Below are 13,050 nucleotides of genomic sequence, written 5' to 3' on the forward strand. Positions count from 1 at the left end.
ATAACTGTTATCTGTATAAAGTAAAGTGTCCTTTGAATTCTCTACCATCGGATTCCTCACCCAAGGTGATGATATACCAATAGTCTCCCGTAGGCATTTCCTTGCCATTGTAAGTACCATCCCAGCTTTGTCCCTGAGAAAGTTCCTTGAGCAAGCGACCATAACGGTCAAATATCAAAGTATGGATATTCGGATACTGCTGCGTATTGCGCGGTGCCCAAGTATCGTTCTCACCATCTCCTGTAGGAGTGAAGAAGCGTGGGATTTCTATATCATAGTATTCTACATAGAATACCTCTTCTGCGGTACATCCCTTACTGTCTTCCACTCGCGCTTCTATACGCTTCTTGAGCTTATTGTCGCTTGGGTCTACTCCCTCTGGGTCTTGCTTCCTTACGATGTAAGTGCCATTGTTACCCTGATGTACGCCATTGATATAGTAAGTATAATCCGGAACCCCGTTCTTACCTAAGAGCGGTAATTCGTTGATATCTGGATGACGACTTGGATCCTTGATCAAAGTCAACTTCTCTACTACTGGGATCACCACTGGGCTAGTCTCTCCCTCACAGTTAGTTCCCGCATCACTATAGTATAGCTTGATAGACTGTGGCAAGGACGAAGGCCTTACACTGCTGTGTGTACGACTGATGCGTGCCTGTGCTCCAGAGGTCATACCCGCGGCAAAAGAGTGCTTAGTGACTCCATTGTCAAAAGAGTATTGTACCTTGGTGAAGTCCACCGTAGCATCCTCAAAGGTCAGTACTACATAACCCTGATATTCATTGTCCTCACAGTTGTCCTCATAAGTGGCCTTAATATCTAACTTAGGTGCCGCAGTTAGTGAGAACAAATCGGACTCTCCTGCACAGCGCTTGCCGTCCATCGCTCTTACTCGGTAGTTCACTCCGGCCCTGAGACCTGCTATCTCTTTAGGGAAATCTGCCGTCTTGACCTTATCCAAGCGATTGACTACCACATCGCGGTCTGCCTCTACCAATTCCAAACTATAGATGTATGCCAAAGCACCTCCTGCATCTGGATCTGGAGTCTGAGTTCCTCCTGTGACAGAGACACTTACCTTACCTGTATCTCCATGGCATACCAAGTTGCTATTGCTCACTCGGGTTACCTGTATCTCCGGTGGAGTACCCAAGGTAAACTGTACACTCTTCTCACAGTTCCAACGGTCTCTTACATACAAGGTATAGTTACCTGCTGGTAAATTGGTGAACTCATTGCTTAGCTGCAATGGTCTGATGGCTCCTTCTATATCGTGATATAGTTCGTAATAGTAAGTGGTTGTCAGAGTCGTTGCCGTAGGATCATCCACAGCTCCTCCTCGTGCATTCTTCACCACTACCTTACCATCGCGCTCATTCTTACAAGATACCATGGTGATCTCTGGGGCGTCAAAGTCTATTGGATCTGGCTTGACTACTTTATCTACATTCACCGTAGGAGTTACCACACAGCCCCATGCATCTTCTATCTGGAAGGTGAAGGTAGCCCCTGGTGCTGCCGCTCCTGGCACTCCGGTGAAGAGCCAACGATTGTATACCTGATTGGCTGTCTGAGTGTGGCCATTATCTCCTGTCATCGTTACCTTATAAGGTGCTATACCTCCGGTGATATCAATAGAGATTTCCGCGCTACCTGTCGCACTACAATCATCCGGTACTCTAAGCTTGGCCGCCATATTGATAGGCTGGTCTGCCTGACGGATGGTAAAGTTTGCCGGAATCTTAGTGATACAGCCCGTAGAAGTGGATTCCGCTTCTGCTGTATAGGAACCATATGCTAAGGTATTGAGCGTATGGGTAGCTGAACCTGCCGGAACAGTCACTGTTATAATCGGATCTGTAGGACGGGTAAGGCTCTTGATTCTTAGGGTATACCCTTGGGTAGCCTGGTTCACCCCGCCGCTGTTCTCTAAGTCTAAGTCTTCCAAGGTAAAGGTGATAGAACCATCATTACCTCCGTAACACTTCACTGGTTTTTCCTCTGTCGCGGTGAGCGAGAAGGTATTCGGATCCTGTACCTTGTAGGTAGTACCATAGGTCACACAGCCGGTTTCATCATTGGTTGCCACCACACTGTAGTTGCCCATAGGCACATTGGTAAAGGTATGAGTAGCCGTAGTTGCTCCCGCAGGTACTGTTATCTGTACCGTTTGGTGAGAGCTATCCGTTACACTTCTTAGTGCTAAGCTTACTCTTATAGGATCCCCTCCGGCTGGCGTAAGGGTGGCTTCCACCTTCACATCCTCGCCTGCTCGACAGGTAATATCGGTAACCTCTGTGGCGGTGACTGTACTTATCTTCACAAACGGCTTGATCGCTGTTGGGAATGGCTTAGTCACCTCTGCACATTGGTACTGTGCATCCTCTACTCTTAGGGTAAAGTTACCTCCTGTCTCATCCGAGATAGTGAAGGTAGGCTCGGTAAGGTCTATATTACCCGGTACCGGAGTTCCTCCCTTGAGTAGGGTGAAGCGGTAGCGTCCACTACCTCCAGTGATGGCGGTCTTTGGTAAGCTGAGCTTAGCCAATACCTCCTGATCTCCACTACACTGGAACTGGGTTGCTGCCTCTTGGGTCATATCTATCTCTATAGGTTTCACCCCATAGATCGTAAATTCTGTTGTTGCAGTACAGCCATTGGCTGCCTTAGCCTCTACCGTATAGATGATTCCTCTTACATCTCCTAACAAGCCCTTGAAGGTCACCTGTCTACCATTGTTCTGCCAATCCACATAGGTATTGGACGCTACCACATTGGTATGGGTCGCTGGGATGGTCGCCAATGCAGTCACTGCACTATTGTCATCCGCATAGCGGGCTGCCTTCAGACTATAGCTCATCGGAAGCTGACTCTCTGGAGCCGCTACCAAGGTTGCTGATCCTCCTCCATTTACATCCAAGAGGTCTTGGTTGGCATTATAACACTTCGAGTCGGTACTGTTGTCCAATGACAATATCGGTAATACCTTGTCATTGACCGTAAGGGTACGGCTGAATGGACAACCTCCGTGGGTGGTATCCACAATCTCTACTCTATAACGTCCTGGCTGGGTGATTGGCACGGTAAAGGCACCAAATCCACTCATTGGGGTATCGTTCACTATCACTATATCTCCTCCTACATCTTCCTTGAGCACTCTATAGATGTGTGGGTTTGCAGGGTTATGGTTGGCGATATTGTCTACCTTAAGCTCTCCATTGCCTGCCGCACCTGGCTGACAGGTGATAGGCTTGGACTGTGTCAAGTCAAAGCTGATCTTGCCTTGGAAGACAAAGTTCACAGCCGCACTCTTACATCCATTCTGGTCATAGATGGTGATATCACGTGCTGTAGACGATGCATACACACGATAGATATATCCTTCCCATACACTTGGACCTGTCTGGGTGAACTGTATTGGCTGTTGTGGCCCTTCAGTTCCTCCCGCTGGCTTAAAGGTATAGTAGTGTTGTCCCTTACCTATCTGGCTGAGAGTTACTTTCACTGTATATTCTGTACCTACCACACATGGGTTTTCTACCTCTGCTTTGGTAGCCACTGGAGCAGGATCTTCCTTCACTGTTACTGCTTGAGAAATATGACAGTCATTAGCATCTCTTACATGTACATACCATGTAGCTCCCGCTGAGGTACCCTTGATCTTGCCTCCAAAGGTAGTCTCAAAAGTCTCATCCAAGAGTACATCACGGCTATTGGTACCTAGCACTGCAGCATGTGCCCACTGAGCATCCGTAGGCTCTGTGCTAGCTTGGCTTATCGTATATTTGTAAGGACCCACTCCATCCTTGATGGTTACCTTCACCTGTGCAGTCTCATTAGCCGAACCTGAACAAGCTGAGTTTCTCAACAAGTCGGTCTGTACAAAGGCCAATGGCTGAGCAGCACGAAGTACCGTAAAGACTTTGGTATCCATTACGCAGTTCTGTGCCGTTCCATCTCTTACCACCAAGATATATGTCTTGTTCTCTGTAAGGCCTGTTACCGTTTGCTGGATCACACTCTTACCTCCCGATGGAGTCGAAGCGGTACCTGAAGCTATTGGACTTTGTGCTCCTGGACGAGTATCAAATGGATAAGTATACAACTCCCACTTAGGTGCCGTAGTACCCGCAAAGGCACTCAACTCATAGTGTAATATTACTGATCCTGTAGCACCTGCTCCACAGAGGTTTGGCTTACGTTTTTCAGTAATTGTTACCCCTGGAGTAGCTATATTCGGTCTGAAAGTACCATCCAACAAGGTCTTACATCCCTTATACTCTACTGCAATTCTATAAGGAGTCTTCGCCAAGAGGGTAAACTCTATTTCTACTTTCTTGTTGTTTCCTGTACCTGTTATGTTTCCTGTAGTACCTGGTATCCAAGTGAGCAAACCACTGCCCAGCGGTCCATCTCGGTAGATGGCTACACTTAGTTGGGTCTCATCTATTTCTGCACCATCCTCAAAGAACTCTATCTTTTGCTTAGCTGTATTACAGTCTACCTGTACTACATTGCCCGCATTGGCTTTGATCTGAGAGCCTCCTATCTGTACCACTGGTAATGTTACCTTACAGCCAGTAGCCATATTGGTGATCGCTGGATAGTAATCCCCTGGTGCCAAGAAATTAAAGGTCTTAGTAGCTCCTGTGGAGTTTACATAGTTCTCTCCTGTCACCTGTGGCGTACCTGCATGATTTTGTGCAGGGGTAGTATAGTTACTATCAGTATACAAGGCCATATAATAGTTGCCTTGTAAGCCTGTGGTAAAGCTTAACTCTATCTCTCCTAAGCTGCTTGCTCCTGAGGTACAAGAGATATCTTTCTTCCTTACCAAGGTAAGCACTGGTGCTTCTATTTCCTTGATTTCCAAATCTACAGAAGTCTTACATCCCTTAGCATCAGAGAGTTCCACCTTATACCAGCCTTTGCTCAAGTCTCGACCGGTATTGCTTGACTGTAGGGTCTCTGCACTACCTGGAGTGGTAGCATATTTGTAGATCTTTATCACATAAGGAGCTACTCCCTTAGTTCTATCAATCGCATCTGTTATCGGTAAGTAAGCCGTTCCATCATATACACCTATTACGCCCGTAGACTCTCCTGTACAAGCTACCATGCTGGCTGAAAGACCAGGACTTGTAAGGAAGGCTGGAGTTTCAGCTTTTACTTCCTTGCTTACTATATGTTCACAGCCGTTGGCATCTACCACCTTGAAGTGGTATTCTCCTGCAGTCTTGACTGTGATTAAGTAGGTTGTCGTAACCCCTGGGGTGGCATTGATCAGTACATTGCCGCCGTCTGTATCTGTCGTTGGGTTATAACCCGATGGATCTGTAGCTACGCCGCCTCGCTTCCAAGTGAAGGTATAAGCCCCTGATATTTGGGCACCTCCCTTGGCCTCAATGGTGATCTGCTCTTGTGGGGTGGTACATCCAAAGGCATCATCTGAGCTAAGACCTACTTCCATCACCTGAGGGATCACTACCACTTGGGTAAACTCACAGCCTAAGGCGTCTTTTACTTTTATGGTATAGCTTGCTGGATTGAGACCATCAAAACGGTATTCGGTTGGGTTGCCTGGGTCACTTACCCAAGTGGTTCCGCCATCCTTACTAAATTCATAGCCTCCATTACCATTGTTCACCTGTACCATCACCTCGCCTGTCCTACCTGACTGTAAGCACAAGGTTGGGGTCAAGGTTACATCTATATCTATCTTCGCAGGTATAAACTTCTGCTCTATATTCGAAAGACACTCATTCGCATCCTTAATTCTAAACTGATAGTGTACTCCATCGGTAAGGTTCACCACCGTAGCTGTTGTTCCTGTCCATGTCACATCCGCTGTAGGTACATCCACAAAGTCTGCATCAGCAGGGCCTTTCTTCTGTACTGTATATGGAGCTCGTCCGTAAGCTACACGAATGATCGCTCTGGCTGTCGTGTAAGGTGCCACACAACCCTTAGGAGAGATCTTCACCTCTTCTATGGTCAAGGCAGGAACATCATTGATACGTGCCTCTACCCCACCTGCGGTGATCTCACACAAGGTACCATCTGGGTTTACCATACGTACTTTCAAAGTATGAGCTGGATCCGAAGGCGCTGTCACTGGAGCTGGTATCTTTAGCTCGTCTGTACCTACCAAAGTAGTACTCCTATATGCTCCTCCGTTGAGCTGGTACTCAAAGGTAGCTCCAGCCTTGATGTTTCTGAGTTTTACCAATAGGGTACCCTCGCCACCATGACACTTAGGAGGTTCTACCTGAGTGATGGTCGCACCAAAGCCTTTGCTTGGCTCTACCTGTACCGAGATAGGCTCTCCCGACTGGCAGTTCTTAGTAGGCTGGATCACTTCTATCTCATCCAGACCCACCGCAGCATTGTTCACGCCCGCTTCTATAATCAAGCGGAACTGGGTGTGCTGGTTGAAGCCTTCCAAATCCTCAAAGGTCACTTCGCCACTCTGCCATGTACCTCCCTGCGCTGCTGCTGGAAGGGTACGTACAAAGGCTGTCGTACCTGAGCCCCCTGGATTGGTCACCTGTAGGGTCACTCTCAGTAGTACACTCGCGGCTGTATTGGCATCATTGCCCAAGTTCACATACTTGAACTTCACTGTTGCCTTAGCTCGTGGTACCACATTCTGTATATCTTTCACATACAAGCGGTTATCGCTTGGTGCTGTGTGTATCGCATAGTATCTGCCTGTACCTGCCAAAGAGCGGTAGGTAGTTGGAGTGGCTGGTAACTGCTTGGTTACCACATGTACTCCGGCAGAAAGTATGCCTGTTGTCTTAGCAGAACCTACTCCTGTAGGAGCCCCGTCGCTCTCGTCAAGGTCTTCCATATCGGCAAAGGTCTCATTGTAGAGCTGGTTCACCGACTCGGTAGCGGGTTCTGTATAGTATACTCGAACTAAATATGGCGTAGCTCTGCCTGCCAAACCTGTATAACGCATCGCATTGCCTAAGTTTGGCGCTTGACGTACGCCGCCGTCCAAGCTATATTCATAGGTATAAGTAGCTCCCCCTGGAGCGGTTGGCGTTACTGTAAAGGTTCCGTTGCCACCACAGTCATAATCCACTGTAGAAGCTGCCAAGGTTGGTTTGGTCAAGTCTTTCTTGGCCATTACCTCGAACTCGGCAATACAGCCATTGCTATCCTTTACAAATACTTTAACCTTAGGATTGGCTTGGCTACCTCCGTCCACCAACAACGTTCTATCTGTGCTGTAGGAGCCTGTACCTGAGGTAGACATAAACTGATAGCTGCCAGAACCTCCCTTCACCCAGTTCACCTTGAGCAAGAACTTGCCATTGTTACCATCGCAGTTGTTCGCACTCACTACCCCTATAGAGGCTTCTATAGGTGCTGGTGATTCTATACGTACATCTCGAACAATCTCACAACGGCGTCCACCTCCTCCACTATTGAAGAGGTAGCTAAGGGTCACTCTATACTTACCTGCTGAAAGGTTGTTGAACTGTCCCGCAAGGTTGTTCTGTGCTGGGAAGCTCGTATCCATAGTGCCGTCGGTCTTGTATTTCTCCAACTTCACACTTGGACTTGGTACATTGCTCTCCAAGAACTTAGCCGAGATGCTTCCTCCATGCTGGGTCGCACATGTAAGGTCTACCTTGGTCACCTCTACCGCATAGCGAGAGGCTTGGTTTACCTGCACCTCATTGGTCAAGGCATATCTATCATCATTATCTCGTACCAAGAAGATATACTTACCTTCTCTTGGGACTTCTATCCAAGAGGAGAATACATCTGGTACCGTACCTACTGCATTGGTAGGGGTAATTGCACTTGAGAAATCCCCATCAGGAAGCTGCTCAAATACCTTGCCCGCATACTCTGTCTTGGCCAACTGACCATCTATCTTATATATAAGGTATCGGTAGTTACGTACCCCACCGTATACCGTAAAGTTATATTTAGCTTTGTTACACTCTGTAGTAGACCACTCTCCAGTATATTCTACCTCTGCCTTCATGGTCTCCAAGCGGTTGATCGTTACTGTCTGTTCAAAGGTACAACCATTGAGCGCACCACCCTTAGCCTTGATCACTATTCTAAAGGTATCTTGGCTCCTATTGTTCGGTACTTCCAGACCTGTTACGTCGACCTTGTGCATATTGGCGCCTGAAGCAGGGCCATCTCCTGTGAAGGTTCTACCATCAGAGCGGGTAGCTACGTACTCATACTGTACTCCATGGGTACCCATCTCGAAGTTCGCTGCCCCTAAGCTCAAGGCTGTATGTGGGGTAGGGGTTCCTATTAAGGTTCCTGAGAGTTGGGTGGTGAAGACCTCAAAGTAGAACTCTCTAGTACAAGTACCATTGCCCACCTGTAAGCGGTACTTACCTGGGGTAGTACCTCCTATGGTAAAGCTCCTATCGGTAGATACTGTAGACCAGCATGCCGCACTGGTATTATAACAGTTCGGCTGGTTGGCATTGCTACAGCCTGAGCCCTCTTTCTGCCATTTTACTCCTGACTGGTGGTAGGCTACCTGCAATACCTTGCTGCCTGTACCTCCACAGAAGTAGAAGTGGCTTTGCCATTTGGTGTTATCCGTAGCACATACCCCACCTACATTGCCCGCTAAGGCTCTGATAGGATCTACCGTGGTATCGCTCTTGTCCACCAAGCGGATCACTTCTGTAGTCTTCGCCTCAATACCACTACAAGTGGCTATCTTCTCTACTGTATAGTAGCCTGCCGCACTTACCGCCTGGCTACTAGTGGTACTTGCCAATGGAGTCAAACTACCTGGCTGTCCACTATACCACTTATATGAGGTATAGCCCGTACCCAAAGCTGTAAGCGTGAAGCTGCCGCCACAGTAGAGTTCCTCACGTGGGCAGGTAGCACGGCTGTCAATCTCTGCCGCGATGCCATCCCCTTGGATGGTATTCTCTGCCGTACATCCTGCACCTCCTACTGCATAGACAAGCTCAGGCTTCGCTGTGAGTATTGACTGACATGCATTCACATACGCATCACATCCCTGATCCTGCTTGATCTTGATCGGGATATATGCTGAGCGTTCCGCATTCTGTGCCAATACGCCTCCAGTGATATTTGCCAAGATCAGTACTCTCGGGTTGCCTGTGTCATAGCTTACATTCACCGCACCGCCCAACTGAGAGGTAATTATCGCAGGGTCATTCGCCGCAGGTAGCTCATAGTTGGTGTTGGTGTTATCTGGCATGGTAATCCTCAAGGCACCTGTACTGATAGAAGTAGCTGTAGTATTCTTAAGCGTTACCTTATAATATACTGTACTTCCTTTGGCCACTGAAGTGAGAGCTGTAGTGCCGCCCACATTGGCCACAAAAGAACTGGTGATCTGAATATTTATATTCGGAGCCGTTACCGTTACCTTGAAGCTCTTGGTAGCTGCTGTACCCCCTGCTATCTTGCCCTCTACCTTATAGGTTACCGTAGATTCGCCCACAGGGAAACCATTCCAGCTGGTGGCTGGCGTATTACCATTGGCATCCGGCGTAGGGGTATATTTACTTCCATCTGGCTTGGTTACCTCCCAAGTGAGCTTGTAGCCACAGCCCGCCGTGTCATTGATCGTAGGGGCTGTCCAGCTTACATCCGCTGCACACTGGTTCACTGGCAGTACTCCTGTCTTATCCGATAAGCCTGTGATATCCGATGCCGCAAAGTTGCTGCGGGTCAGGTTCACCTGCTTCTTGGCTGTATCCTTAGATACTGGAGTACATCCAAAACCTGGTTTCATCTTATAGGTAACCCAGTACTCCGCATCCACCGTAGGATTCAAGGTGATCGAAGGACGCGTCTTATCCGCTACTCCTGAAAGAGCCGTAGCTGGACTTGACTTCCACTCCAACTCATACAAACTCGCTGGTAAGTCCACACTCAATGTCAATGGAGTACCCGCACATGCCGTCGTCGCTGAGGTACGTACCTGTGGATTCTGCAAAGAACCAAACTCAGGGACAGGTACCAAACGATCCAAACAACCTGACTCAAACTTCACTTCATAACTGTCACTGCCAGAAAGCCTTGGAATGTTACTGAAAGTTGCATAAGCATCTTCCAAGTTTGCAGGACGGGTAGCTACCCTTACAGGCGCCACCTGAGTACCATCCGAGTGAGTAGCTATCGCCTTTGTCCCTCCTGATACCTTATATAAGGTATAGGTAATAGGATATTGTGGCTCAGATCCCGCAGGCAACTCAACCCTTACCATCCCTGTATTCGGATTCGAAGGATCACACATGCCGATGTTAACCGTTGGAGTAACATCACTATATTCTCTAATCTCAAATTCTTTATAGATCAGTGTTTTACATATAAATCCTGTTCCTCTTTCTGTAGGTTGGAAATGATACATATATCCTCTTTCGTCTGCTACATCCAAAGGTACTACAGAATGGTAACAAGGCCCTAAAGTAATTCCTAAGATATACTTTCCTGGAGGAAGATCTTTTATCTCTTGCTTATAATACCTTCTGGTAGGATCTGCTCCATCGGTAGCAGGTATACCAATAGCTTTATAAGCTGAGGAACCTACTCTTTTGTGTATAGGTTGACCATTATTCAGATCTTTGAAGACATACATTCCCCAAAATCCAGAAGCAGTAAGCTTATCCACACTAGCTTCAAAGACTACCTTCCCCCTACTTGATTGTCCCCCTTGTGCACAATCTGTAGTTACCTTAGGTTCTTTGATATCAAAAGAAACATCATTAATCGCATTTATATCAATAGTAAATGACCTTGTTGACCCACATTGATCAGATAACTTTACATTATATTTTCCTGTAGGAAGGTCGAACATTTGATATAGGTTTTTATTCCCTAAATTCATACTTGGATAGAAAACTTTTGTCCAAGGGAATTTGTACCTATATGTTCCTGCTAAGTTCCAAGGACCTCGTACAGTAACATCCTGAATGTTAGGCTGTCCATCTGCTCTTTCTATAGTTACTGTTAGCTTATTGTTGTCTGTTATGAAATCCAGTCCTGCGAGTTGAGGATTATCATGTCCTAAGAAAAATTTATTTCCTCTTCCTGATATATCTAATACTCCTGCTACGGATCCTCCTACCGAATATCTTATAGCTGATAGTGTATTAAATCCTGCAAGCTCTGATTGAGTGAATACTTTGGAAAGATAATGTTTGCAATTCTTTGTATTTGTTCCATCAAGTGTTCCTGTTGCTTCTGCATATTCTACTTGATAGGAAGTAGCTGTAGTATTATGTATTTTTACTTCATGAACATTTCCATTTATCTCATCAAAGAAAGTAAATAGTCCATCCCCTCCTGTAGTAGGAGTCTGCCAAATCCCTGATAGGTTTACTCTACTCTGCAGACCCGTAGTATTACAGAAAGCATTATAAAAGGCTCCTCCACTGGCCAATTGAAATCTAGTACTGATAACCACATCCTTGTCACAAGGAGTAGCTGTTGTAGTATTAGGTAATACTTTAATTGTAGATTCAGGTATATTAGTTGGAGGAGTAACTGTATGAGTAAGATTTCTTGTCACTCCATTACAATCTGAATAGTCTACAGTAATGACATCTCCTGCCTTTACAAGATTAGTCATTGTATGAACCTTTGGTCTCCACCAATTCCAAAAACGGAATTCTTTATTAGCTCCATAGAAGACTCCTTCTGTATCTGTCCCAGATACCGGTAAAGCATCATTTTTATCAAACTCATTGGTAAATACAGTCGTTCCTCCACGAGTAACTTTGATAGTAATCTTATAGGGAAAATAACGACTTTCCACCATTCGCTCATTATAATGTGCTGATATAGCAACTTTGTAATCATTACAATTAGCACAAGATGGAACAAGGTGAAGATTTAAGTAATCAGGAGAATAGACATAGGGATTCATCAAAATCCTTTCTGCAGTACATCCTCCTCCTTCTATTGTAACCTTATAATTCTTATTAGCTTCTAATTTTTTACCTGTATCAGGCTCTATATTTAGAACTACTCCTGCAGTAGCTGTAACAGCCCTAGTGTTTACAAGCACTTCATTAGTATCCTTATTGATTACCTTTATAGTATAGCTTCCTGAAGTATGTACATCTAAGGCAATCACACCATTGGCACCTACTGTCTGTCCAGTTTTCAGTGGACGACAAGTTTCCATAGTCAGGTTACGAATAAAAGAACCTGACGCAGCCTGTGTAGTAATACTACGCACGTTTTTCGGCTCAGTAAGAGAACAAGTTCCCCCACCGGCACGATCTTCCACTTCTATGTCATATTTTGTACTTGGCTTAAGACCTGTGATATTGACAGTTGTCTCAGTCCCCGTTTTATTAGTAGCAGGGGAAGTAAAGGTAGGAGTTGTTGCCCCAGGAGCATAGAACTTCACTACAAAGGGACCTGAACCATCCTTAATCTTGAGCGCCACTTTTCCGTCAGTTGCACATTCTCCTGTAGCAGCTGTCTGTGTAGCTTTGGTCATATCCACAGAGAAGCGCCTATAGGTACTTACCACCGTAACACTCAATGCAGTAGGATGCGTATCGCTACCATCCTTCTTTTCAAGCTTTACCTTATAAGTTCCTGAGGAGAGGTTAGCGAAGTCTGCTTTCCCTGCGGCAGAGAGGTTCTGTCGTGCTTGCACCGCACCAGCACTGTCGTACAAGACCGCCCAGTACTGGCTAATACAATTGGTATCGGCAGAGGCCAAGGCAACCTTGACAGTACCGCCACAGGTAGTATTCTCCACTGTGGCCGTATAATTCACGCGGCACTGCTGGGCTTTCCCTACTATAGAGATAAGAAATAAAAGTATGTATAATAGTGATCTCATAATATAGTTATCGGATTTGGCTACTATCATCTTCTTATAATTGTTAATTATTAATATCAATTGTTAATTAGAGGAGAAATCTACACTTCTTTTTAGCTATAAAATAGTCTTTTACCACATGGATACTTTTCTCCCATGAAACATATTTTCCGGGCAAATTTATGAAATATTATTAATATCACAAGTATTTTTTTGTATTTTTTTTTCACAAA

The 13,050-nt window shown here is 46.0% G+C and carries 1 protein-coding gene; it reads right to left on the bottom strand.

Annotated features, from left to right (window positions below):
* Window positions 1-7: 7 nt before the first annotated feature.
* Window positions 8-12,838, bottom strand: a complete 12,831-nt coding sequence (locus CGC50_RS04365) for a T9SS type B sorting domain-containing protein (protein WP_157909412.1) — start codon at window positions 12,836-12,838, stop codon at window positions 8-10.
* Between the last annotated feature and the right edge of the window lie 212 nt (window positions 12,839-13,050).

The organism is Capnocytophaga gingivalis, from assembly GCF_002302415.1.
GTDB classification, from domain to species: domain Bacteria; phylum Bacteroidota; class Bacteroidia; order Flavobacteriales; family Flavobacteriaceae; genus Capnocytophaga; species Capnocytophaga gingivalis.